23 protein-coding genes are annotated in these 23897 nt (G+C 44.1%); 10 read left to right on the forward strand and 13 right to left on the reverse strand.

What is annotated here, in order from left to right; translation table 11 throughout:
* Positions 1–243: 243 nt before the first annotated feature.
* Positions 244–882 (forward strand): tetratricopeptide repeat protein, encoded by a 639-nt coding sequence (locus FW774_RS07600; protein WP_149347569.1) that lies wholly within the window; start codon positions 244–246, stop codon positions 880–882.
* 87 nt (positions 883–969) lie between these two features.
* On the opposite strand, the gene yidD is transcribed toward FW774_RS07600, so the two are convergent.
* The 4 genes from yidD to mscL form a co-directional block, all read right to left on the reverse strand.
* The gene (yidD, locus tag FW774_RS07605; RefSeq protein WP_149347570.1) at positions 970–1224 is read right to left on the reverse strand and encodes a membrane protein insertion efficiency factor YidD; all 255 of its coding nucleotides are present in this window, start codon (positions 1222–1224) and stop codon (positions 970–972) included.
* Complete coding sequence (locus FW774_RS07610) at positions 1196–1585, reverse strand: ribonuclease P protein component (protein ID WP_187774848.1); 390 nt, start codon at positions 1583–1585, stop codon at positions 1196–1198. The genes yidD and FW774_RS07610 overlap by 29 nt, the downstream gene beginning before the upstream one ends.
* A 67-nt stretch (positions 1586–1652) precedes the next feature.
* Positions 1653–1811, reverse strand: coding sequence for a 50S ribosomal protein L34 (gene rpmH / locus FW774_RS07615; protein ID WP_149347572.1), 159 nt, complete (start codon positions 1809–1811; stop codon positions 1653–1655).
* A gap of 98 nt (positions 1812–1909) precedes the next feature.
* A complete protein-coding gene (mscL, locus tag FW774_RS07620) occupies positions 1910–2341 on the reverse strand; it encodes a large conductance mechanosensitive channel protein MscL (RefSeq protein WP_149347573.1) in 432 nt (143 codons plus the stop codon).
* Positions 2342–2494: 153 nt separating this feature from the next.
* On the opposite strand from mscL, the gene rpoN reads away from it, so the two are divergent.
* From rpoN to dapA, 3 genes are all read left to right on the forward strand, one after another.
* Entirely contained in the window at positions 2495–3967 is a 1473-nt protein-coding gene (gene rpoN, locus FW774_RS07625) for an RNA polymerase factor sigma-54 (RefSeq protein ID WP_149347574.1), read from the forward strand.
* Between the two features lie 85 nt (positions 3968–4052).
* Positions 4053–6071 (forward strand): NAD-dependent DNA ligase LigA, encoded by a 2019-nt coding sequence (gene ligA, locus FW774_RS07630; protein ID WP_149347575.1) that lies wholly within the window; start codon positions 4053–4055, stop codon positions 6069–6071.
* 70 nt (positions 6072–6141) lie between these two features.
* Positions 6142–7023: a 4-hydroxy-tetrahydrodipicolinate synthase gene (gene dapA, locus FW774_RS07635; protein WP_149347576.1), complete on the forward strand. Its 882-nt coding sequence runs from the start codon at positions 6142–6144 to the stop codon at positions 7021–7023.
* A 65-nt stretch (positions 7024–7088) separates the two neighbouring features.
* Here dapA and FW774_RS07640 read toward each other — a convergent pair whose 3' ends face one another.
* The gene (locus tag FW774_RS07640) at positions 7089–7358 is read right to left on the reverse strand and encodes a hypothetical protein (protein WP_149347577.1); all 270 of its coding nucleotides are present in this window, start codon (positions 7356–7358) and stop codon (positions 7089–7091) included.
* A gap of 418 nt (positions 7359–7776) precedes the next feature.
* On the opposite strand from FW774_RS07640, the gene FW774_RS20385 reads away from it, so the two are divergent.
* Together FW774_RS20385 and FW774_RS07645 are read left to right on the forward strand one after the other, a co-directional pair.
* Positions 7777–7947, forward strand: a complete 171-nt coding sequence (locus tag FW774_RS20385; protein WP_187774849.1) for a hypothetical protein — start codon at positions 7777–7779, stop codon at positions 7945–7947.
* A 222-nt stretch (positions 7948–8169) separates the two neighbouring features.
* Positions 8170–9504, forward strand: coding sequence for a dihydroorotase (locus FW774_RS07645; RefSeq protein ID WP_149347578.1), 1335 nt, complete (start codon positions 8170–8172; stop codon positions 9502–9504).
* Between the two features lie 334 nt (positions 9505–9838).
* On the opposite strand, the gene FW774_RS07650 is transcribed toward FW774_RS07645, so the two are convergent.
* Genes FW774_RS07650 through folB form a run of 3 tightly spaced genes read right to left on the reverse strand, consistent with a single transcriptional unit; the run spans position 9839 to position 12998 of the window.
* Positions 9839–11194 (reverse strand): PhoH family protein, encoded by a 1356-nt coding sequence (locus FW774_RS07650; protein WP_149347579.1) that lies wholly within the window; start codon positions 11192–11194, stop codon positions 9839–9841.
* Between the two features lie 45 nt (positions 11195–11239).
* Positions 11240–12643: an FAD-binding oxidoreductase gene (locus FW774_RS07655; RefSeq protein WP_149347580.1), complete on the reverse strand. Its 1404-nt coding sequence runs from the start codon at positions 12641–12643 to the stop codon at positions 11240–11242.
* Positions 12633–12998, reverse strand: a complete 366-nt coding sequence (folB, locus tag FW774_RS07660; protein WP_149347581.1) for a dihydroneopterin aldolase — start codon at positions 12996–12998, stop codon at positions 12633–12635. The genes FW774_RS07655 and folB overlap by 11 nt, the downstream gene beginning before the upstream one ends.
* 221 nt (positions 12999–13219) lie before the next feature.
* Between folB and FW774_RS07665 the strand changes: the two genes are divergently transcribed.
* The 4 genes from FW774_RS07665 (at position 13220) to FW774_RS07680 (ending at position 16325) form a co-directional block, all read left to right on the forward strand.
* On the forward strand, positions 13220–13630 hold the full coding sequence (locus FW774_RS07665; RefSeq protein ID WP_149347582.1) for an organic hydroperoxide resistance protein: 411 nt from the start codon (positions 13220–13222) through the stop codon (positions 13628–13630).
* Between the two features lie 420 nt (positions 13631–14050).
* Entirely contained in the window at positions 14051–14272 is a 222-nt protein-coding gene (locus tag FW774_RS07670) for a hypothetical protein (protein ID WP_149347583.1), read from the forward strand.
* A complete protein-coding gene (locus FW774_RS07675; RefSeq protein WP_149347584.1) occupies positions 14269–14943 on the forward strand; it encodes a FadR/GntR family transcriptional regulator in 675 nt (224 codons plus the stop codon). The genes FW774_RS07670 and FW774_RS07675 overlap by 4 nt, the downstream gene beginning before the upstream one ends.
* 155 nt (positions 14944–15098) lie before the next feature.
* Entirely contained in the window at positions 15099–16325 is a 1227-nt protein-coding gene (locus FW774_RS07680) for an MFS transporter (RefSeq protein ID WP_149347585.1), read from the forward strand.
* Positions 16326–16623: 298 nt separating this feature from the next.
* Here the strand turns inward: FW774_RS07680 and FW774_RS07685 are convergent, their stop codons facing one another.
* The 5 genes from FW774_RS07685 to FW774_RS07705 all read right to left on the reverse strand — a co-directional run bounded on the left by FW774_RS07685 (position 16624) and on the right by FW774_RS07705 (position 23887).
* Positions 16624–18024 (reverse strand): dicarboxylate/amino acid:cation symporter, encoded by a 1401-nt coding sequence (locus FW774_RS07685; protein ID WP_149347586.1) that lies wholly within the window; start codon positions 18022–18024, stop codon positions 16624–16626.
* Positions 18025–18319: 295 nt separating this feature from the next.
* A complete protein-coding gene (gene ggt, locus FW774_RS07690) occupies positions 18320–20002 on the reverse strand; it encodes a gamma-glutamyltransferase (RefSeq protein ID WP_149347587.1) in 1683 nt (560 codons plus the stop codon).
* A gap of 21 nt (positions 20003–20023) precedes the next feature.
* On the reverse strand, positions 20024–21538 hold the full coding sequence (locus FW774_RS07695) for a M28 family metallopeptidase (protein WP_149347588.1): 1515 nt from the start codon (positions 21536–21538) through the stop codon (positions 20024–20026).
* 13 nt (positions 21539–21551) lie between these two features.
* Positions 21552–22808 (reverse strand): M14 family metallopeptidase, encoded by a 1257-nt coding sequence (locus tag FW774_RS07700; RefSeq protein ID WP_187774850.1) that lies wholly within the window; start codon positions 22806–22808, stop codon positions 21552–21554.
* Between the two features lie 110 nt (positions 22809–22918).
* Complete coding sequence (locus FW774_RS07705) at positions 22919–23887, reverse strand: hypothetical protein (protein WP_149347590.1); 969 nt, start codon at positions 23885–23887, stop codon at positions 22919–22921.
* Positions 23888–23897: the final 10 nt, after the last annotated feature.

Raw genomic sequence — 23897 nt, forward strand, 5'->3', positions numbered from 1 at the left:
AATATAACTATTGAAGATAGAATTCCTTAAAAGCACCTTGTATATTCTGACTACGCTAAAGCAACCCGCAATCAGAATGTGGATAAATTTTATCCGATTTTTTGATTTTTGCAGTAGTCATTTTTGTAAAAAATATATAACATTGTGTAATATCCATTTTATTAACAGCGTCTGCTGCTATTTAAGCTTAAAATAAATAAGTGTTTAACGCGTTAAAGGTGGATTGAATTATATTGATTGTTGATGAAAGTTATAGCACCTTTATTTGCTCTGTTAACCTTCTTTGGAATAGCAGAAGCCCAGCAAAAAGAATCAGAGAATCCGTATGTACAGTTAGGTAAAAAAGCGCTTCTGGATGGCGATTTTAAGCTGGCCGTATCAAACCTCGAAAAAGCGCTTCCTGCCGATAGCAACAATGCCAATGTATTGTATATATTGGGATATTCCTATTACCATTCAGGCAATTATCCGAAAGCAGTAAGCTCATTCAGCAAGGTTGTATCGCTCAGACCGCAGGAAGTATCCGCCTATTATTACCGTGGCAAAGCACGTAACATTATGGCAACCGGTGTAAATAACACCTTATCATTAACCGAAAAGGAGAAATTACTGCAAGCCAGCATCCGCGATTTTACAAAAGCCATAGAACTGAATGTGAGCGATATGAAATTTTACCAGAACCGGGCTATTGCTTACCGCGATTATGGTATATTAAAAAGTCAGAAAATTGCCGGATTCTATGATAAAACGGCGGCAGCCAATGCTTATAAATCCTGCATGACCGATCTGCAAAAGGTATTGGATAATAATCCCAACCGTACAGACATACAAACCGAGCTGAAAAAAGCACGTGTTTACCTGGAAAACCTGGATAATAAATAATTCCCTTTCTGAAATTCTTATAGGAAATCTGTTGTAACTGTTTCTGTTTTTGAAACAACTGCAACAGATTTTTTAGTGAACAAGGTTTTACGGCACCGGGTCATGACCATGTCCGCCCCAGGGATGACATCGTGATAAACGTTTCAGCGTAAGCCAGCCTCCTTTAAAAGGGCCATATTTTTTAATGGCTTCTACACCATATTGCGAACAGGTAGGCGTATACCGGCACGATGCTCCTAATAAGGGGGAAATAAAATATTGGTAAAACCGGATAAGTAGCAAAAAAAACGCACTGAATACAGGCTTTATCAGTTTATTCCATAGTATGTTCAGTACACGCATAAACCAGTTTATCTAATGCCAGGCGCATTTTTTTTGCTATAAAATCAAACCCTTCAACCTCTTTACCAATATATGAAATAGCCAAAAGTAACTGCTTATCACCTAATTTACTGTAAAGATCTTCATGTTTATACAAACGATACGCTTCGCGAATACGGCGTTTTAACAGGTTACGGTCTACCGCCCGTTTATACCGGCGCTTGGGCACACTGATAATTACCTGTACGGGATATTTTGATGGGATGTTATAAGGCAGCCAGGTAATTTTGTATGGATATAAAATAAAAGAAGAGCCGCTATCAAAAAGTTGTTCTAACAACTTCTCACTGCATAGCCGCTCTTCTTTTTTAAATGTGTACATATTAATCGCTGGTTGTTCCGTTAAACGGATATATACTGCTCTGGCAGCAGATCAGACAGCGATCAATTTATGCTTTATGACGACGCTCGTCAGATACCGTTAATTTTTTTCTGCCTTTAGCTCTTCTTGAAGCCAGTACTCTTCTGCCATTAGCAGTGCTCATACGCTCCCTGAAACCGTGTTTATTTCTTCTTTTTCTTTGCGAAGGCTGAAATGTTCTTTTCATGATAATTTAAACTTGTAATAGTGCTCTCAAAAACAAGAGCGCAAATATAGGTTGATTTTTTATCAAAATCAACCTATAAATAAAAATGTGCGTATTTTTTATTTATTCTTTAACAGATCGCGGATCTCTGTTAACAGCATTTCCTCTTTTGTAGGTGCCGGCGGAGCTGCCGGTGCAGCCTCATGTTTACGTTTTAACGAATTAATTCCTTTTACCATCAGGAATATTACCAACGCCAGTAACAGGAAATTAATGGCTACCGTGATAAAATTACCATACGCAAAAATAACCGAGCCTTCAACCTTACGGGCATCAACCAATGCCGCTCCGGCAGGAACATTGCCTTTCAGTACAAGATACAGGTTACTAAAATCGGGCGTGCCGATAATAGCAGAGACCAACGGCATAACCAGATCATTAACCACACTGTCAATGATCTTACCAAAAGCGCCCCCTATAATTACGCCGACCGCAAGGTCCATTACATTGCCTTTAATGGCAAACTCCTTAAATTCTTTTACAAATCCCATAGATGTTTATTTTTTGGTTAGGTAAAAGTAATTGTTTCCACCAAATAAACAAATTATTGTATTAAGCCAAAATAAACATTAAGCAATAAAGCTTGTTTGTTGAGCAAACATATTTGCTTTATTCTTATTTTTGCAACCTATATCATCCATTATATGTTAAAACAAAACCTCCAGCAAAAGTTATTACAGAAGTTATCGCCGCAACAAATACAGTTTATTAAACTATTACAAATTCCTACCGTTGCGCTTGATACCCGTATTAAGGAAGAGCTGGAAGAAAATCCCGCACTGGAAGATATAAGCCTGACCAACCTGAACGATCCGGTTGAAGAATATCCTGATAAAGACCCTGAAGACAATTTTGACCAGGAAAATACTGCCGAAGATTTTGATGAGTTCAATGTAGATGATTATTTACAGGACGACAGTGTGAACGATTATGGCTCAAAATACGATCAGAACGGCGACGATGAAGAAGACCGCAAGGAAATCCCCATAGCCGTACAAAGTTCTTTTTTCGAGAATTTAATGCAGCAACTGGATCTGGTTTCATTACCGGATAAAGAATTCCGCATTGCATCGCAGATCATCGGTAGTCTCGATGATGACGGTTACCTGCGAAGGCCCATAGCTTCGCTGGTAGATGATCTGGCCTTTTCGCAGAATGTTTTTGCCACCGAAGATGAGATTGAGGAAATCCTGAAACTTATCCAGAGCTTTGATCCTCCCGGTATCGGCGCCCGCGATCTGCAGGAATGCCTGCTGATACAATTACGGAAAAAAGATACCGGCAATCCCATTATCCGCAAGGCAATTGTTATTGTTGAAGAATACCTGGACGAATTTACCCGGAAGCATTACGATAAGCTCGAAAAAGCGCTAAACATGAATGCCGATGAGCTAAAGGAAGTGATTAACGAAATATTAAAGTTAAATCCCAAGCCAGGCGATTCGAACGAAGTAAGTACCAAGCAGCTACAGGTAATCCCCGATTTCCACATTACCAATAACGATGGCGTGCTGGTGCTTACCCTGAATGCCAAAAATGCACCCGAATTACGGGTAAGCCGCTCATACCAGGATATGTTTGAGCATTATGATAAGGCTTCGCAAAAAGACAAAAAGCTCAAAGAAGCCGTTCAGTTTGTTAAGCAAAAGCTTGATTCGGCAAAATGGTTTATCGACGCTATTAAGCAACGGCAGCAAACCCTGCTCAAAACCATGAACGCCATTATGAACTACCAGTATACGTTTTTCCTTACCGGTAATGAGCGGGATCTGAAACCAATGATCTTAAAAGATATCGCCGATCAGATCGATATGGATATTTCAACCGTGTCACGGGTAGCTAATTCCAAGTATGTGCAAACCGAGTTTGGCACTTTCCTGTTAAAATCGTTCTTCTCAGAAGCCATCCAGTTAGAAAGCGGCGAGGAAGTATCAAACAAAGAAGTTAAAAAGATACTGGAAGAATGCATCCAGAACGAAAATAAGCGCAAGCCTCTTGCCGACGAAAAACTGACCGATATCCTCAAGGAAAAGGGATACAATATTGCCCGCCGGACCGTAGCCAAATACCGCGAAGCAATGAATATACCTGTAGCCCGGCTCAGGAAAGAACTTTAGGAAAAGTTACGGGTTGTGGGTTACAGGTATCATAACTCATAACCGTAGCTCACAACTCAATTGTAAAAATCTTATCTTCGTTGCCATGTCGCTTTTTGAAGTAAAAGAACGTATGGATGCGCTGGTGAAGGAACTGAACCAGCATAATTATAACTATTACGTACTGGCCCAGCCAACCATATCCGATTATGATTTCGACCAAAAGCTCAAAGAGCTGGAAGAGCTTGAAAAGCAATATCCCGAATACCAGGATGCCGACTCCCCTACCCAAAAAATAGGCGGAGAAATAACCAAGGAGTTCCAGACCGTCCGGCATAAATGGCCCATGCTTTCGCTGGGCAATACCTATAATGAGCAGGACTTACGTGACTTTGACACCCGCATCCGCAAAGCCATTGGCGATAATTTCGAATATGTATGCGAGCTAAAATTCGACGGGCTTTCCATGAGCCTTACTTACCGTGATGGCAAACTGTATCGTGCGGTTACACGTGGCGACGGAACCAAGGGTGATGACGTAACCAGCAACGTTAAAACCATTAATAAAATACCCAAAAAGCTTACGGGAAGCGGTTATCCCGATGAATTTGAAATTCGCGGTGAGATTTTCATGCACCGGGCTGCCTTTGAGCGCCTGAACCAGGCCCGTATCGATAACGATGAAGTTCCGTACGCCAATCCCCGCAATTTTGCCGCCGGAACCATCAAGCTCCAGGATTCTGCGGAAGTGGCACGACGTCCGCTGGATTGCTTTTTGTATTTCCTCTATGCCGATAAAAACCCCTTTAAAACCCATTGGGATAGCATCCACGCAGTTAAAAGCTGGGGATTTCATATCTGTGAGCATACCCGTTTATGCAAAAACCTCGACGAAGTGTTCGATTTTATCCATTACTGGGATGAGCATCGCGAAAAGCTAAGCTATGATATCGACGGTATCGTGCTCAAAGTGAACAGCTACGCCCAGCAGGCAGAACTGGGATTCACCGCCAAATCGCCCCGGTGGGCCATTGCCTATAAATACAAAGCCGAAGAAGCGGAAACTATTTTAGAAAGCGTAAGCTACCAGGTAGGGCGCACAGGCGCTGTAACCCCGGTTGCCAATTTAAAGCCTGTTTTGCTGGCCGGCACAACCGTTAAGCGGGCTACATTGCACAATGCCAATGAAATTGAACGTCTCGACCTGTACGAAAAAGATACGGTAACCGTTGAAAAAGGCGGCGAGATCATCCCGAAAATCACCGGTGTAAACACATTAAAACGCGTAGCCGGAGCAAAGAAGATCATTTACCCCGATACCTGTCCCGAGTGTGGCAGCAACCTTATCCGTAAAGAAGGCGAAGCGGCCTATTACTGTCCCAATGATGAAGGTTGCCCACCGCAGATCGTAGGTAAAATTCAGCATTTCATCAGCCGCAAGGCAATGAATATTGACGGACTGGGCGACGAAACCATCGAAACTTTTTACCGCAACGGTTATATTGAGCATATCAGCGATTTGTATACTCTGTATGAAAAACAGGATGAATTACGTTCGCTGAACCGTTTTGGTGATAAATCGATAAAAAACATGCTCGATGGCATTGAAAAATCCAAGCAAATGCCGTTTGATAAAGTATTATTCGGTTTGGGCATACGGTACGTAGGCGAAACAGTCGCTAAAAAAATTACCGCATATTTTAAAAATATCGACAGCCTGATGAACGCCAGCTTTGAAGAGCTCACATCGGTGGATGAAATTGGCGATCGTATTGCCGAAAGCCTGCTGGAATATTTCAAAGACCAGCGCCATATCGACCAAATCAATCAATTACGGCAGGCGGGATTACAGTTTGAAGTAAGCGAGACAGAAACTGTCCTGGTAAGCGATAAGCTCAGCGGAAAAACCTTCCTGATTTCGGGCGTTTTTGAACGCTACAGCCGCGATGAGCTAACCGCCCTGATTGAAGCCAACGGCGGCAAAATGTTAAGCGGTATATCCGCAAAGCTCAATTACCTGGTTGCCGGCGATAACATGGGGCCATCCAAACTTGAAAAAGCCAGAAAATTAAATATTCCCATGATATCAGATGATGATCTTTTATCCATGATTAACCAAAATTAGTCCTAAATTAGCGGACTGTTTAGTCAGCCGTATTACCGGCTTATAACAGCTTATTATCGTACATATAGAAATGAACAAATTTTACGGAACCGGGGTTGCCATGATAACCCCGTTCAATGCTGACGGATCCATAGACTTTACAAGTCTGAAAAAACTGATTGACTTCCTGATTGAGGGTGGTGTGAACTATTTAGTGTCATTAGGCACAACCGGCGAATCGGCCACACTCAGCAAGGAAGAAAAGAAGGAAGTGTTCCGCTTTACAGCAGAAACTGTTGCAAACAGGGTTCCGTTGGTGGCCGGTATTGGCGGCAACCAAACCAGCGAGGTGGTTAACGCGGTTAAAAATTTCGATACACAAGGATACGATGCTGTATTATCTGTAAGCCCGTATTATAACAAACCAACCCAGGAAGGTATTTACCAGCACTACAAAGCCGTGGCCGAAGCCTCTGTCTTGCCCATTATATTGTACAATGTTCCCGGACGTACAGGAAGCAATATCAGCGCCGAAACCACGTTACGATTGGCTTTTGATAGTGATAACATTATCGCTGTTAAAGAAGCATCAGGTAATTTCGACCAGATCAGCCAGATCCTTCGCGATAAGCCCCAGGATTTCCTGGTAATTTCCGGTGACGATGGCGTTGCCCTGCCCATGATCGCCATGGGTGCAGCCGGTGTTATTTCGGTTGTTGGAAACGCCCTGCCGGGCCTGCTTTCAAAAATGGTAGATCTATCGCTTCAGGGGAATTTTACCGAAGCAAAAACCTTACATTACCAGTTGCTTGAAATTACGCGGCTTTGCTTTGTCGAAGGAAATCCGGCCGGCGTAAAAAATGTGTTAAAACACCTCAATATCTGTCCGGACAACTTGCGGCTGCCTTTAGTAAGCGTCAGCGAAAACACATCCAAAAAAATCGGCGAAGAGCTGATGAAAATCTCATTTTAAGGTACATTCGTGCTAAATAGGATGTCCAAAAAGTCAACTATGGTCATCCTGAGCCTGTCGAAGGATTAGTTCATTGTGGCTACAGGCGCTTCCCCCGAGAATTCAGGGTCAGCGTGACTGTAATTTGATGGTTTTGTTGACTTTTTAGACACCCTATTGACTTCAAACTTCCGCTGCTTGTTACGCCATAAAATGTTTTTGAAAAGCACTTGCAGTAGTGCATCGGCAAAGATAGTCCCGCCATCCGCTATAGCCCTCATTACATTCCTACGGTGTACCCACATAAGCTGATTAACCCTTACAGCCTTTATCTGCACTACACGCTGCCTGGGCATTGACTTTGTTAATCACTATCCCCCTCATTTCGAGGGGGTGGGGGGAGGAAAAGAGATTTGTAATATTGGGGAGAACACCACAAAAAGATTTACAGGCGATGGGCTTTGGGGTTTACGCTTTGATGATGAGGTACCACATGGCATGAGAAATTATTTGTCAATTTCATAGATATTTGAAAATCAGATAAATAAGAGGGCCTCCCCCTGCCCCATTCCGCCAACTGGCGGAGGGACACTATGCTACCACGGTATTGCTACAAAACAAACCCAGTGCAAGTAATAACTGGAAGTGCTGATACATAATTAACTATAATAATTGTGGGTACACCGTAGATTGCATTCGGGGCTGCCGCTGCTGTCGGGTTTAGCTTGGTCAGGGCAGTGCTACTATTCTGAGACTCTGACAACTTTTAAAAAGTTGTCAAAGTTACTGTTTGCGGTAAAACCAAAGTTTACAGCACTGCCCACCCTATCTAAACCGGATGGCAGCGGATACCGGCCTATGAATAAGGCCTTGCAGGCGTATGAGCGCACAGCCGGACTACCGGAACCGATCATCACAGAACCCTGCTTTTCTAAAACATTCTAAACTTAATCTATAATCAGGTCTAACCGGGCAGAGATCAAGCTATAAACAATATTCATCCCACTCAATTTTTATTGTTGATCTGGTCTGTTCTCCCCCAACAGAACAATAATATTCCGGTTTACCGGGGGACAAGCCGGAGCACAAACATAAACCAGCCATGTTATTCACGGCTATTCGCCACATTTTAGTAATTTCGTACCGATAAGTTAAAACCGTTTTCTCATGTCCTCCATACTCATTAAAGCTGCCACCATTGTAAACGAAGAAACCATAACACAAGGCGACATTTATATCAAGAACGGTTTTATTGAGAAAATCGGCACCGGCTTATCGGCCGTTGCCGATATGGAGATCAATGCCGAAGGCAAATACCTGTTACCGGGCTGTATTGACGACCAGGTACACTTTCGTGAGCCCGGATTAACTCACAAAGCCGACATCTTTACCGAGAGCAGGGCTGCAGTAGCAGGCGGCATTACCTCGTTTATGGAAATGCCCAATACCGTTCCCAACACCCTTACACAAGAGCTGCTGGAGCAGAAATACCAGTTGGCATCCGGAAAATCGTTAGCCAACTATTCATTTTATATGGGTGCCGCTAATGATAACCTGGATGAAGTTTTAAAAACCGACACGCGGAACGTTTGCGGCATCAAGGTATTTATGGGTTCATCAACAGGCAACATGCTGGTAGACAATGCCAGCACGCTGGAAGCTATCTTCGCGAACTCGCCTATGCTGATTGCTACCCATTGCGAAGACGAAGAAACTATTAAAAAGAACCTCGAAGAGTATAAAGCCCGCTACGGCGATGCCATTACACCCGACATGCACCCGCTGATACGCAGCGCCGAAGCATGTTATAAATCATCTTCATTTGCTGTAGCGCTGGCAAAAAAGCACGGCACACGACTGCACATTTTACATATTTCAACAGCCAGGGAAACGGAATTATTTGCCAATAACGTTCCGCTCACAGAGAAAAGGATCACAGCCGAAGCCTGTATTCATCACCTCTGGTTTTCTGACGAAGATTACGCCACCAAAGGCAACTGGATAAAATGGAACCCGGCCGTTAAAACAGCCGCCGACCGCGACGCCATCTTACAAGCCGTGCTTGATAACCGCATTGATGTTATTGCTACAGATCATGCTCCGCATACCATAGCCGAAAAGGAGAAACCTTACCTGCAAGCTCCTTCCGGCGGCCCATTGGTGCAACATGCCTTGCAAGCCATGCTTGACCTGTACCATCAGCAGAAAATATCTTTAGAGCAGATTGTACGCAAAATGGCTCACAACCCGGCAATCTTATTCCAGGTAGAAAAACGTGGCTTTATCCGTGAGGGTTACTGGGCCGACCTTGTACTGGTTGACCTGGATAAAAAAGAAACGGTAACCCGTGAGCATGTGTTGTCTAAATGCGGATGGAGCCCGTTTGAAGGGCACACATTTCAATCATCTGTTAGTCATACCATTGTTTCAGGCAGCCTGGCTTATGCCAATGGAAAACTTATCGAAGGCCAAATGGGTAAACGCCTGACGTTTGAGCGGTAATGTTTTACTTTTAAGATAGGCCATAAAGGCACCCTTGATCTGGCTTAAGTTTCAGCGAAAGGTTGAGCGACCGAGCATAGCTTAAGCCTCAAAAACGGAAAGTCTCTGAACTTTCGCTGATGCAGTTTACAATTATTGGATAAAAGCCGAAGGCTTTAAAGTAACCGGACGAAGCCGGAGCTTCGCCCTATCGGTACTTAAGCCTCAAATAACGGAAAGTCTCTGAACTTTTGCTGATGCAGTTTACAATTATTGGGTAAAAGCCGGAGGCTTTAAAGTAGCCGGACGAAGCCGGAGCTTCGCCCTATCGGTCTTCGTGTCCTGTAGCAAAGCATTACAACAGCTCGGTAGCAAGATTGGCCAGCTCGCTTCGTTCGCCGCGTTGCAGGGTAATATGCGCATATCGCGGATGCGATTTTGCTTTATCGATCAGGTAGGATAACCCGTTACTTTCCGCATCCAGGTATGGCGTATCTATCTGGTAAATGTCTCCTGTAAAGATGATCTTGGTATTCTCACCGGCACGGGATATGATGGTTTTCACCTCGTGCGGCGTAAGGTTCTGTGCCTCATCTACAATAAAAAATATCTTGGTCAGGGTTCGTCCGCGGATAAATGCCAATGGCGTTATGGCAATTTTATCGGTATTGACCAGCTCATCTATTTTATTCTGCATCTTTTTATCGGCAAACTGCTCCTGTATAAAACGCAGGTTATCCCATATCGGGGCCATATACGGGTCTATTTTTGACTTGACATCGCCCGGCAGGTACCCGATATCTTTATTACTTAACGGAACAATAGGCCGCGTAACATAGATCTGCCGGTAATCTTTACGCTGCTCCAGGGCGCTTGCCAACGCCAGCAGGGTTTTTCCGGTTCCGGCATTCCCCTGAATAGTAACCAGCGAAATTTCGGGGTTCATCAAGGCATCTAATGCACATGCCTGTTCCGCATTGCGTGGACTGATGTTGAAAACGCTCTGGTTTTCAATCAAACGAAGCGCTTTTGTTTGAACGCTGTAGAAACCGTACGAAGCTTGCTTTTTACTGTTTAAAATATAAAAATGATTACCCGGCGGTAGTGTTTGCTGCTTTAATATATCAACCGGCACGGTTCTTTGCCGGTTAAATTTTGTCAGCAGGCTATCGGACACATGCAACATGGTTTTGCCAGTGTACAACTTTTCAAGATCCTTGATCTTGCCGGTTTCATAATCTTCGGCGTGCAGGTTGAGCGCTTTCGCCTTTAAGCGCAGGCAAATATCCTTGGACACCAGCACTACCTTACTACCGGGATTTTCAAGCTGAAGGCTCAATGCCGCATTGAGTATGCGATGATCGAATTTACCGCTGCCAAAAATTGTTTCGGCGTTATTTTCAGGCGGCTTATGATCCAGGATCACCTTAAACCGGCCCTGCGACCTTCCGTTAACAGGCAGCCAATCGGTTAACAGGTGCTGCCTCGAAATCTCCTCGATCAGCCGAATAAAATTGCGGGCCTCGAAATTGCGGGTATCGTTACCGGTTTTAAAGTTATCCAGCTCTTCAAGCACCTGGATAGGTATCGTTACATCGTGCTCCTGGAAATTCCGGAAGGCATTATGGTCGTACAATATTACCGAGGTATCTAAAACAAATATCTTTTTGCCGGCAGGTGCCTGAATATTTTTGGTCGTGTTGTTTCGCATAATGTCTGTAAAGAAAATCAGAAATACCAATAATGCATCATTATTCTAAAATATCTTACCAGGATTCAGGATATTATTCTTATCGAACACCTGTTTAATTCCCCGCATCAGATTCAGGTGAACTTCACTGTATTTTACCGGCATAAATTCACGTTGTACCAGGCCGATGCCGTGTTCGCCAGACAGGGTTCCTCCTGCTTTAACCGTCCATTCAAATATTTCACGGATACCATCTTTAAGCCGGGTATTCCAATCCGCATCGCTCATTCCGGCTTTGATGATGTTTACATGCAGATTGCCATCCCCGGCATGACCGTAACAAACCGACTGAAAGCCGTATTTCTGCCCGGTTTCTTTTATAACACGTATCAGTTGCGGTAGTTTTGCACGGGGCACTACGGTATCTTCTTCCTTGTAAACAGAATTGGCTTTAACCGATACGGGCATAATACGCCGTATTTTCCATAATTTATCCTTTTCAGCTTCCGTTTGGGCCCGCAGGATATCGGCACAGGCGTTTTGCTTCAATACATTCCGGATAATTCCCGCATCTTCGGCTAATACTTCCTGCCGGTTTCCGTCGAGCTCAATAAGCAGAAATGCTTCAATACCGGACTTAAGATCAAACTCAACACAGTCAAATTCCATCACCCATTCTACCCCTTTGCGCTCCATGTACTCTACCGCCGAAGGCGTTACACCCGCCCTGAAAATAGCCGACACGGCTGCACAGGCTTGCTCATTGCTGTAAAACGATGCCAGCATGACCAGGTTTTGCGTGGGTTTGGCAATCAGCTTAACTACAATCTTTGTAATGATGCCTAAAGTTCCTTCTGCACCGATCATGAGCTGGGTCAGATCGTAGCCCGAAGCATATTTTAAGGTATTGGCTCCTGTCCAGATAATATCGCCGGAAGGCAGCACAACTTCCAGGTTCAGGATATAATTCCTGATAGTGCCGTATTTTACTACCCGCGGCCCGCCGGCTCCATGCGCCACATTACCTCCGATCAGGCAGGTACTTTTGCTGCCCGGATCTACGGGAAACAACAATCCCATACCGACGGCAGCGGTTCGCAGATCTTCGGTAATTACACCTGCCTCTATGGTTGCCTGCAAATTTTGCGCATCAATTTCAATGATGTTATTCATCAGCTCCATAGATACCAGCACCCCGCCATAAACCGGTAATGCCGAACCACTAAGCCCTGTGCCGGCGCCCCGTGGCGTTACCGGGATATGATGTTTATTACACAACCTGAGCAAAGCCGCTATTTGCTGCGTGGTTTGGGGTTTTACTACCAGCTCGGGATAATATTTCAGGTCTTCGGTTTCATCATGCGCATAGGATTCCATAGCTCCATTATCGCCGATGGTAAACTCAGGGCCAATAATCTCACTGATCTTGCCGGCTATGTCCGGTGTTATCCTGTTATAATCAACGCTCATAGACTAACTCTATTAACGCATTTTTCAGCTCGGCTGCTACCGGTAAGTTGGATTTCCGGATGCGTACCTTTATATAATCTACCGCCATAAATTCTGTTTTAATATCCTCTAAAATAGCATGCGCTACGGTTTCAAGCAGCTTTACGGTTTGCTTCATGCGTGTTGTAGCTATCTCAAGCAGACGTTCATAATTAACGGTTTGGGCCAGATCGTCTGTAGCTGCACTGAATACCGGCTGCACCACTTCAATATCCACCAGGAATTCATTTCCCGTTAGCTGCTCTTCCGGGTAATAGCCATGATATGCAAAAAAACGAATGGCCTCTAATGCAACTTTACAGCGTAGTGTACCCATTGAAAGTCAAAAGTCAAAAGTCAAAAGTCAAAAGTCAAAAGTCAAAAGTCAAAAGTCAAAAGTCAAAAGTCAAAAGTCAAAAGTCAAAAGTCAAAAGTCAAAAGTCAAAAGTCAAAAGTCAAAAGTGTAAAGTTAAAAGGATAAAGTTAAATGCCGGTATCAAATAACATAGTCATCAACCTTTTCGGGATGATATTGTTATCAATAGAAAACTTTATAGCATGGAAAAATTATATACAGCTGTGGTTACAGCTACCGGCGGACGTGACGGGCACATCCAATCTGCCGATGGAACGTTAGACCTTGATATCCGCAAACCCAGGGAAATGGGCGGTGATGGCAAAGGCACCAATCCTGAACAATTATTTGCGGCCGCATGGGGCCCCTGCTTTCTGGGCGCTTTGGGTGTAGTTGCCCAGCAGGCTAATGTTGATGTAAGCGATGCCAGTATGGATGTAAAGGTTTCGTTTAACAAAGATGGCGGCGCATTTTTGCTTTCGGCCGAACTCGAAGTTCATATTCCGGGTATGAGCGCTGATGAGGCCCAGCAACTGGTTGACAAAGCACACCGGGTTTGTCCGTATTCTAAGGCTACACGAGGTAATATTGATGTAAAGGTAACTGCTATTTAGGTTGTAGGTTATAAGTTGTAGGTTATAAGCCTGCAGAATAAACAGATGCCGGATTTTGCCCGGCATCTGTTTAAACGGGAGCTAAGAGCCTGTTTAAATTTCAGATAAAGATTTCACAGGCTTAATTAATGGGGCTGTCTAAAAAGCTTGGTTCGCCGTCATTCTGAACTTGATTCATCCCGAAACCTCGCATAGGCGTCAAGTTAATTTTATGAAATGCTAATAATTTGGCTGTAAATCAATCAATTGTTCAAAAAGCACAGATAGAGCTAATACGATCCCGTATGTACGGGAGGGATCGGGAAGACGAGAGCTTTTTGATCAGCCCCGGCTTCCTGCCGCTGCTGGTGTCCCCACCAGCCCTCCGTATAACTTAAATTTTCATTTTTAACAGGCTCTAACTTTATTTCTCACCACAGAATGCCGCAGCATCCAGGTATTCTTTCCCTTGCATTGCATAAACGTGTTGATCATATCGTTGGTTCTGTCATGGCCCGCTTCAGCGATGGTGTTCATACTTTCACGCTTTATTTCAATAAGCTTGCTGAAATCATCCAGGGCAAATTTCAGCAGATCAGCAGCCCGAATATAATTTTTGAATTTCCATTCTTCTTTTTACCTTTGAATCATCAGATGATATGATGAATGAAAACTTAACTATAACCCGCCGTTCGCTGGCCGATGAGGTTGCCGCCAAGCTGCAGCAGCAGATCTCGCTGGGGAAATACAAGGTTAACGATAAGCTGCCTATCGAGCCCGAGCTGATGAAAACCTACGGTGTGGGCCGTTCTACCATCCGCGAAGCGATAAAGATCTTAACCAATTCCGGCCTGCTGCGTGTACAGCAGGGCGTAGGCACTTTTGTTGAAAGCACTTCGGGCAACCAGGAACCGCTTATCCAGCGGCTTAAACGGGCAGATAAACCGGACCTGGATGAAGTGCGGCAAATACTGGAAATGAAAATTGCCGAAAAAGCGGCATTAAACCGTACCGAAGCAGATATTGAAAAAATTAAAAGCCTGCTGGAACAGCGTAAACAATCGGCAAAAGCAGGCTCGCTGGAAGCATGTATTGATGCCGATATCCGTTTTCACACTGCTATCGCCGAGGCTTCGGGCAATGATATCCTGGCCGATCTGTACCGTTCGGTCGCCATTCATTTGCGCAACTGGTTTATATCCATTTATAAGGATACCCAGGCTTTTAGCGAAACTGAAAAACTACATGAGCAGTTACTGAAAAGTATCATTGAAGGTAATGCCGCAAAAGCATGGCAAAATGCCTCTAAAATTATCGGACACCGGCCTGGATAAAAATTTTTCCTACAATTCATCAGATGATCTGACTAATAACATTTAAGAGCAGCAAGTCAATTATAAACTGACACACAAATTCATCCTTATATTATTGACCACAAAGCTATTACGTGTTTTTAATTTTGACTTTTTATTTTGACTTAGCACTATTTATGCAACCCCTACAAAACGCAACTACCACAGCCGAGGCCAAAAAAATCGCACAGAAAACGGTTTACTCCATCCTGTTTGCCATTAGCTTTACCCATTTACTTAACGACATGATGCAGTCGGTTATTCCGGCCATGTACCCCATGATCAAACAGAATTTTCACCTGAGCTTTACCCAGGTCGGATTAATAACGTTTACCTTTCAACTAACGGCATCGCTGCTGCAACCTTTTGTCGGCTCGTATACCGACAAGACACCACGCCCCTATTCATTAGCTATTGGCATGAGCTTTACCTTATTGGGGTTAATCTCCCTGGCTTTTGCAACCAGCTTTGCAGCCATCCTTATCGCGGTAAGTTTAATTGGAATGGGCTCATCGGTGTTTCACCCGGAATCATCACGGGTAGCTCACCTGGCCTCCGGTGGTAAAAAAGGGCTTGCCCAATCGATCTTCCAATTAGGCGGAAATGCCGGAAGCGCCATCGGGCCGTTGTTAGCTGCGCTTATCGTGGTTCCTTACGGGCAATTTTATATTATCTGGTTTGCCCTGGCAGCTATTTTAGCCATTATTGTATTACTCAGAATTGCAACCTGGTACAGAGGTCAGCTGGTATTCAGAGCTGCCAATAAAAAACAGGCATCAGATGAAGTCCATCCGCAGCTATCACGCTCTCGGGTTATTTTTTCGCTGTTCATCCTGCTGGCGCTGATTTTTTCAAAATACTTCTACATGGCCAGCATGAGCAGCTATTTCACCTTTTATCTTATCGATAAATTCCACGTATCGGTGCAACAATCTCAACTCTACCTGTTTGCCTTTCTGGCCGCCGTAGCCACCGGAACATTGCTTGGCGGGCCGCTTGGCGACCGTTTTGGCCGGAAATACATTATCTGGATCTCTATTTTGGGCGCCGCTCCGTTTACGCTGCTGCTACCTTATACCAATTTATTCTGGACAGGCATTTTGTCTGTTATTATCGGGGTAATTATTGCATCGGCCTTTTCGGCGATATTGGTATACGCCACCGAACTGGTTCCCGGTAAAGTAGGCATGATAGCCGGTTTATTCTTTGGTTTTGCTTTCGGTATGGGTGGTTTAGGCTCGGCCGTATTAGGTAAGTTAGCCGACCAGACCAGCATTGAATACGTGTTTAAGGTATGCGCCTATCTGCCGTTAATTGGTATTATTACCGGATTTTTACCCAACATCGGCCAGCACAGGAAATAATGTACCCATCCTGGCAGGTATTTTACCTGATATCTATCGCTATGCCAAACTGATCAGAAAAACAGAAGGCCAATGAAATTCTATAACCTTCGGTATTTTAACGTGAGTCCGGGTTAAGGCGCAGGCTCGTCCCGATTTGCAACCGGAATGCCATAAAACGGCATTTGCAACGCCGCAATGTTGCTTAAGACAATCAAAGACAGCTATTACCGGCGTTACAAACGCCTGAGATTTATGCGCTCGTTTTGCAAACGAGCGCAAACAGGGGCTACACTCACTGAGGTTGCAGTGTACACTTTCAGTCCTGGTAGTCAAATACTGCCACCTCATCGGCTACAGGAGTTTCTTCAGGTTTGCGGAACTCCTTTTCCCATTTGGCAATAACTACCGTGGCCAGGCAATTCCCAATCACGTTAACCGAGGTGCGGGCCATATCCATCAGCTCGTCTATTCCTAAAATAATGAATATGGGCCAAACCGGCATTCCGAACGATGCTGCTGTACCTAACAAAATCACCAACGATGCTCTTGGAACACCTGCAATACCTTTGCTCGTGAGCATTAAGGTAAATACAATAAGCAATTGGTGTCCGAAAGTTAAATGCATGCCGGCTGCCTGGGCCACAAATACAGCTGCTATCGACAGGTAAAGCGTAGTACCATCCAGGTTGAAACTGTATCCGGTAGGCATTACAAAGGCCACGATCTTTTTAGGTACGCCCAGTTTGTTCATTTCTTCCATCGCCCGTGGCAGTGCCGCCTCTGAGCTGGTTGTTGCAAAAGCGATAGAAACGGGTTCGGCAATAGCCTTAACAAACGCTTTTACCGGCACGCCTACAATGAGCGCTATGGGTAATAATACCACTAACAGGAAAACAATAAGCCCCAGATAAAGCGTTATAAGCAACTGTAAGAGATAAAATAATATGCCCAGTCCCATGTGCCCTACGGTGTAAGCTATTGCTGCACCAACACCCACCGGCGCAAAGTACATCACAATATTGGTAAACTTGAACATTACTTCCGAGAGGCTGTCTACCGCTTTCAGCATAGGTTCGCGTTTGGCCGGCTTTACCAGGGCCAGGGCTATACCGAAAAGAATACTGAACACTACTATTTGTAATATTTGTCCTTCGGCTATGGATTTGGCTATATTTTCGGGGAAAATGTGCAGGATGATATCGTCTACAGACTGAGTAGGCACTTGGGGCAGCTGTTCTGTTAATTCTTTCGGTTTAACAATGCCGACACCTGCCTTTGAAATATTGATCACAGCCAACCCTATAAATAAGGCTATGGTGGTAACTGCTTCAAAGTATACCAACGACTTCCACCCCATTCGTCCCACCTGCTTTAAATCCGAATGCCCGGCAATACCATAAACCAGTGTTCCAAACAACAGTGGTGCTACAACCGCCTTTATCAGCTTAAGAAATACTTTACTTAAAACCTGCAAATGGATAGCTACTTGCGGAAAGTCATGACCTATTTCGGCCCCGATAACCATAAAGATGAATATCCAGGCCGTTAGTGTCCGTTTCTGGAAACCCCATGCAATAAGTGTCAGAATGGTTATCCACCTGGAGATGAAAAGTACATCGGGAGGTATAATAAGCCATTGATAATAATTAAGGGTAGCCAGTATAGCCGAAATTGTAATACATACTAAAGAGATGAGACCTGTTTTCTTTAACTTCATACTGTATAAGACGGCTAATATCTGCCGCATGGTTAAGGTGAACTATAAAAATATCATATTATTAAACAGCAGACAAACTGCTGAGAAATTTAGCAACAAAAACAGTTCGGAGAAAACTGCGACAACGTCCGTCTGCAGTCTCTCCGTCACTGTCTCACCATTAATCAGATCTGACTTACCTGATTTTTTTCTATTACTGTCAAGCCAATTGTAAACCGCCGTGTTGATTTATTTTCATGCTATGCTTTTAAACACGTTGACTGTTTTGACTTTTAGCTTTTGACTTTTAACTTCATTACCATCCTGCAGTGGTATCATCTCCACGAGGATCCGCACCACCCTGATAGCCTTGTGCTGTTTTCAATATGGCATCTACTCTTCCTATAGATGATCTTTCTACAAACTTATATCCTTTTTCTTTCAGTGTTTTTTCTGTAGCAGCATTAAAAGTACCTTTTTCAATGTAAACCTCATCAGGCAACCATTGATGGTGGAAACGTGACGAAGAGACCGCCTGCTGCATATCCTGTCCAAACTCCAGTACATTTAATATGGTTTGAAAAACCGAGGTAATGATGGTTGATCCACCGGGAGTTCCTACAACCATGTATAATTTACCATCTTTTTCTATAATGGTTGGTGTCATGGAGCTTAACATTCGTTTTCCAGGAGCAATGGCATTGGCTGCACCTCCGGTAACACCAAATAAATTAGGGGTTCCGGGTTTGGCAGAAAAATCGTCCATTTCATTGTTTAACAGGAAACCGGCGCCTTTTACTACCACTCTTGAACCATAAGTGCCGTTTAACGTGGTGGTTACCGATACTGCATTTCCCTGCTTATCTACAATGGAATAGTGTGTAGTTTCTTCGCTTTCTTTACCCATAAGTTTGCCGGGTTTTATTTCCGAGCTTGGCGTTGCTTTATCCCAGCTAAAATTGTTCATCCTGCTACGGATATAGTTTGTATCCAGTAACTGCTTTTGGGGTACTTTATAGAAATCCGGATCGCCTAAATATTCTGAACGGTCGGCATATACCCTTCTTTCGGCTTCTACAATAAGCTGTACGGTTGAATCCTGGTTATGTCCCCACCTGCTTAGCGGATAAGGTTCTACAGCATGCAGTAATTGCATTAAAGCGATCCCCCCGCTGGATGGCGGCGGCATCGATATTACCTTATAGCCTTTATACATACCGGTTACCGGCGTACGCCAAACCGAATGGTAATCAGCCAGGTCTTTTTTGCTGATCAGGCCTGCCCCGCGGTTCATTTCTGCAACCAGCAGATCGGCTGTTTTACCGTCATAGAAACCGGCCCGGCCGTTATCACGGATGCGTTTAAGTGTTTCTACCAGCTCTTTTTGTATCAATACGTCGCCCATTTTCCATACCTCTTCTTTTACAAAGGCAGTACCTTCGGGATTATATTTTATCAAGGATTGCTTTACGCTGTTTAAGCTCCTGGCATCTTTGGCGGTAATATGAAATCCTTTCTCTGCCAGTTCAACAGCAGGCTGAACAACTTCTTTCCAGCTCAGCTTTCCGTATTTTTCATGTACCTTGACCATGCCATCCACGGTTCCGGGTACACCTGGCGCTAAATGCCCGTACAAACTTTTTCCCGGTACGACATTTCCGTCTGCACCTAAATACATATCGCGGCCGGCTGTTAATGGAGCCTTTTCGCGATAATCGAGCGAATTGATATTTCCTCTGGCATCGCGGTATACCAGGAAACCGCCTCCCCCGATATTGCCGGCCGTTGGGAAAACTACGGCTAAGGCAAATTGTACGGCAACAGCGGCATCTACGGCATTACCACCCTTTTTTAATATTTCAAGTCCAACACGGGAGGCTTCCGGATGCGCTGATACCACTACACCGTTCTTATAATACACCGGTTTACCGGCCTGCTGGGCAACGGTTACCAGGATGAATAAAAAAGTGAGAGCGAAACTTATTGAAAAATATTTCATCGATTAATTTATCTTTTATGCTTATTTTTTAATTAATGGCTTACGTGGCAGTTTTTGATCGCGTTGTGCTGTGTTATACACAAATGATGCAACAATTGTAGCGGCTTGTTTTAAATCGTCTGCAACCAACCGGTCATACGTATCCTGGTTGCTGTGATGCGTACGGCTAAAATATTCTACCCGGTCTTGTATAAACTGGAAACCCGGAATACCGATGTCATCAAATGAAATATGGTCTGTGCTACCTGTATTGCGCAGCGTAGTGGTAGTGGCTCCCAGATCATGAAATGGTTTGAGCCATTCATCAAAAATTGGTCTTACAGCCACGTTCTGCTGTGCAAATATGCCGCGTAGCCGCCCGGTACCATTATCCAGGTTATAATAGGCTGAAATGTTAGCTTGCTCCGGTTTTAACTTCATCGTGGTAACATCTCCGAAATGATTGGCAACATATCCTTTTGATCCCCAAAGGCCTTCTTCTTCAGACGACCATAAGGCGATGCGGATGGTGCGCCGGGGCTTTAGATCCAATGTCTTGATAATACGTACAACCTCCATCATCACGGCACAACCGGCAGCATTATCGGTAGCGCCGGTAGCAGCATGCCATGAATCCAGGTGAGCTCCAAGCATTACTACTTCTTTTTTCAGCTTAGGATCTGTTCCCGGAATTTCGGCGATCACATTATATCCTTTGGGATCATCGGTTATAAATTTTGTTCTAACATCGGCCTCCAGCTCTACCTTCCTTCCTGATTTAATCAGCCGGACGATACGCAGGTAATGCTCTGATGAAACTTCAAGCTCCGCCGGCATCGGGCCATCGTCAAGACCGAAAGCTCTTGGACTGCTTGTAAATACCGTACCATCATCTCCTCTGGCCAGATCTAATACCAATGCCACCTTTTGCTCGTAAAGTAATTGAGTGAGCCGTTTTTGCGTGGCCCTGATACGGGCAATATATTCGGCACTTGATTTTTTAAGCGGAGGCAATGAATCAAGGCGCTTTAATTCCTGGTCTGTAAAACGTGTGGCATCGGGAGTGTAATTGGGCTCTAACTGTGTTTTGGTATCAAATATTACTATTTTACCGGCCAGTTTACTGCCCATTTGCTTAATAACCGTTGTATCGGCTTTAATTAATACTACTTCTGCCTTTATTTCACCATTAGTGCTACCTGACCAGGCCTTGGGTGTTGCTATCAAAGCCTGGTAGTATGGTGATTTCATGGCGACGTAACAACGCTCAATTTCCCATCCCCGGCCAAACTCGCCCCAGGGTTCTAAGTGAGCATTTTGCAATCCCATAGTTTTCAACGTGTTTACAGCCCACTCTTCGGCTCGTTTTAATCCCGGCGAATTGGCGAGTCTCGGGCCATTAACATCGGTAAGCCAGAAGGCATGTTCCATAACTTTTGAATGTTCCAGGCCTTCCCTACGGATCTGCTGTATCACATTAGCGTCCGGGGTTTCCTGGGCAATAACCGGGTTCAACGATCCGGTTATTAGTAAGGCAAGCAATAGTTTTTTATACATAATTTATGGTGATTTATAGCATTTTCTCTTTAAGCAGCAGTTCCATCATTGTTTCTGCAGCTACACGGCCCTTTTGTTTTAGTGCAGATCTTGGTGTATTATCTCCTACCTCATAAGTTAGCGCTTCTGCTTTTAAAACCCGTCCCATCCAGCTTTTAGATACGTTGCCCCCGTTACCTGAAGGGCGTACATTTGCTTTAAAGCCAGGTATAGCAGCCTCAAATGCCTCAAGCCATCTGCGGGTAAATCCCGGAAGATTTGTTGGCTCATTGTTTTTATCTTCATTGATATAAAATACATCCTGATAAGTTGAATGAAAATCGATGCCGAAATAGGCCTTTGCCTGCTGTTTGGCTATTACATTTAGTAAATAATCTTTTACAGCCCTGGTTTCCGGTTGCTTAAAATCTGTCCAGTCGCGGTTCAGATCAACACCTGCAGTACTATGCCTCCAGTTACCCTCATCTACACCATCAGGATTGATCAATGGTACCATGATCACCTCGTACGATTTCCTGAAATGTTCTGCCAGCGGTGTTGCCGCTAATACTGTTTTAACAAATTCCTGCATGGCCATAAAACCGGTCACTTCGGGCGGATGCTGACGACTTAGTACAACTACCAGCTTTTTCCCCGGGCTTTCTGTTGTATGAAGTGCAATAATAGGTTTACCCAATATGCTTTGACCGATTACTTGTTTCTTTATAAAAGGCTTTTGGGCCACGCTGTCTATCCAGCGGTATGCAGTTGATGAATCTATGATCTCTTGCGCCGCTATGATCAGGGTATCCGCACCTGCTTCTACCTTAAAGCTGGCATCGTTCCCTGCCGAATTAAGTTTAACGCCCGAGACCGGAGTCCAGGATTTGCCGCTGTAGCTTACTTTGGGATCATAACGGTGCCGGCTGTCAGGATAGGTTAAATGGATATAAATATTCTTTTTATGAGATGCCCACAGTTTAAAAGCATACCAGGGGCTTGCATTAATGGGCGAATTTTCCGGCAATACGACAACAGCAAATGTACTATCATTCAGCTGCTTAACATTATTTAGCCTGGCAGATGCAAAACGGTTGCTAAAGGTAACCGTATGATCGTTAAAACCATACTCACGCTTATCCTGGAAGTTAATTGTTGCTGCTGCCGGATGGGATGTTGTTGAAACAGATGACCGGGGAACGGAACATGCATAACACACACAAACCAATAGTGACAACAACCATTTACTTAACCTGTAATATGCTATGGCTGTAACACGTTGCTTTCTCACTTCATTTAATTTAGAGACAGAAGAATACCATATAGTCTCTTTAATCAGTCACAAGGACCATATAAATTTTAACAAACTTTACTATACAGCTATAAATCAATGCCTTAAATTCATTGTGTTTTTGCCAGATCCATATTGTAATGTACTTTCATATAGCTGATCACCGCGTTGGCTATGCGCCCACCGGATATTTGCCTGATGGAAGAAGTGTTTCTGTTGGTTCCGGGCGTTTCTAATTGTATAGCCGAAATTGTTCCGCCTGATTTGGAGCCATAAGTAAGTGTGCAATATCCGCCATTAAAATAACTGTCTGTATTAGGTTTGGGGTCTTGCTTGCTGGGCACTGCCGGGCAATTATTGTTGGCTAAAAGCGTGCCTAAGGCATTATCACCTCTTATTAGTTGCGAAAATGACGCTGATGAAGATTTTGCAATAGCATAAATACTTGATTCTGAGGCCATCGAATTAATGTCGGCATCTGTTGAGTTAAGCTCATTTTTTGATAACAGGTAGCCAACCTCAATACGGGCTTTATCATGGCCATGACCATGCATATCCAGGTACAGTCCATTACCTATATGTTCTATTACGATCTGCCGGGCAATTGTAATGAAGTTCTGATAATCCTTCCAGGCTTGTATAGCATCATTATGGGTTAGATACGCATCTTCTAACGATCTATTGGGATCCATTTTTTTACGGCTAAGCATATTGATGATAATATGCGGGCGTAAGCCTGTTTTTTTCTCCAACGAATCCGCTATCCGGAAAGTCAGGTCTGTTGCATAAATATCTCTAACCGTTTCAGCGTTCGGATTTGTACGGTCCGGGATATTATCGGGCTCCATTGTCCCATCATGCGGTGATGACAGAATGATGGGAGAATCCATACTTCCTACAATAATGCGGGTATACTTGTTTGAGCCGTAAATGACCGCACCGGTAACATATTGCGTCTTATCGTACAGATCTGTACCTGTAGTAGTATCATCGGATAAAGCTTTGCTGCTTTTTTTGCATGATACTACTGCAAAAAAAGCCACCGCGTAGAGCAGCACGATCGTATACTTTGCTTTCATTGGTTTTATA

It is taken from the genome of Pedobacter sp. BS3 (assembly GCF_008274585.1).
Taxonomy (GTDB): domain Bacteria; phylum Bacteroidota; class Bacteroidia; order Sphingobacteriales; family Sphingobacteriaceae; genus Hufsiella_A.

Excerpts from the sequence above, each read along its gene's own strand:
- FW774_RS07600 (WP_149347569.1), top strand. The coding sequence starts at position 244 with ATGAAAGTTATAGCACCTTTATTTGCTCTGTTAACCTTCTTTGGAATA.
- yidD (WP_149347570.1), bottom strand. The coding sequence starts at position 1,224 with ATGCGTGTACTGAACATACTATGGAATAAACTGATAAAGCCTGTATTC.
- FW774_RS07610 (WP_187774848.1), bottom strand. The coding sequence starts at position 1,585 with ATGTACACATTTAAAAAAGAAGAGCGGCTATGCAGTGAGAAGTTGTTA.
- rpmH (WP_149347572.1), bottom strand. The coding sequence starts at position 1,811 with ATGAAAAGAACATTTCAGCCTTCGCAAAGAAAAAGAAGAAATAAACAC.
- mscL (WP_149347573.1), bottom strand. The coding sequence starts at position 2,341 with ATGGGATTTGTAAAAGAATTTAAGGAGTTTGCCATTAAAGGCAATGTA.
- rpoN (WP_149347574.1), top strand. The coding sequence starts at position 2,495 with ATGTTAAAACAAAACCTCCAGCAAAAGTTATTACAGAAGTTATCGCCG.
- ligA (WP_149347575.1), top strand. The coding sequence starts at position 4,053 with ATGTCGCTTTTTGAAGTAAAAGAACGTATGGATGCGCTGGTGAAGGAA.
- dapA (WP_149347576.1), top strand. The coding sequence starts at position 6,142 with ATGAACAAATTTTACGGAACCGGGGTTGCCATGATAACCCCGTTCAAT.
- FW774_RS07640 (WP_149347577.1), bottom strand. The coding sequence starts at position 7,358 with ATGCCCAGGCAGCGTGTAGTGCAGATAAAGGCTGTAAGGGTTAATCAG.
- FW774_RS07645 (WP_149347578.1), top strand. The coding sequence starts at position 8,170 with ATGTCCTCCATACTCATTAAAGCTGCCACCATTGTAAACGAAGAAACC.
- FW774_RS07650 (WP_149347579.1), bottom strand. The coding sequence starts at position 11,194 with ATGCGAAACAACACGACCAAAAATATTCAGGCACCTGCCGGCAAAAAG.
- FW774_RS07655 (WP_149347580.1), bottom strand. The coding sequence starts at position 12,643 with ATGAGCGTTGATTATAACAGGATAACACCGGACATAGCCGGCAAGATC.
- folB (WP_149347581.1), bottom strand. The coding sequence starts at position 12,998 with ATGGGTACACTACGCTGTAAAGTTGCATTAGAGGCCATTCGTTTTTTT.
- FW774_RS07665 (WP_149347582.1), top strand. The coding sequence starts at position 13,220 with ATGGAAAAATTATATACAGCTGTGGTTACAGCTACCGGCGGACGTGAC.
- FW774_RS07670 (WP_149347583.1), top strand. The coding sequence starts at position 14,051 with ATGCCGCAGCATCCAGGTATTCTTTCCCTTGCATTGCATAAACGTGTT.
- FW774_RS07675 (WP_149347584.1), top strand. The coding sequence starts at position 14,269 with ATGATGAATGAAAACTTAACTATAACCCGCCGTTCGCTGGCCGATGAG.
- FW774_RS07680 (WP_149347585.1), top strand. The coding sequence starts at position 15,099 with ATGCAACCCCTACAAAACGCAACTACCACAGCCGAGGCCAAAAAAATC.
- FW774_RS07685 (WP_149347586.1), bottom strand. The coding sequence starts at position 18,024 with ATGAAGTTAAAGAAAACAGGTCTCATCTCTTTAGTATGTATTACAATT.
- ggt (WP_149347587.1), bottom strand. The coding sequence starts at position 20,002 with ATGAAATATTTTTCAATAAGTTTCGCTCTCACTTTTTTATTCATCCTG.
- FW774_RS07695 (WP_149347588.1), bottom strand. The coding sequence starts at position 21,538 with ATGTATAAAAAACTATTGCTTGCCTTACTAATAACCGGATCGTTGAAC.
- FW774_RS07705 (WP_149347590.1), bottom strand. The coding sequence starts at position 23,887 with ATGAAAGCAAAGTATACGATCGTGCTGCTCTACGCGGTGGCTTTTTTT.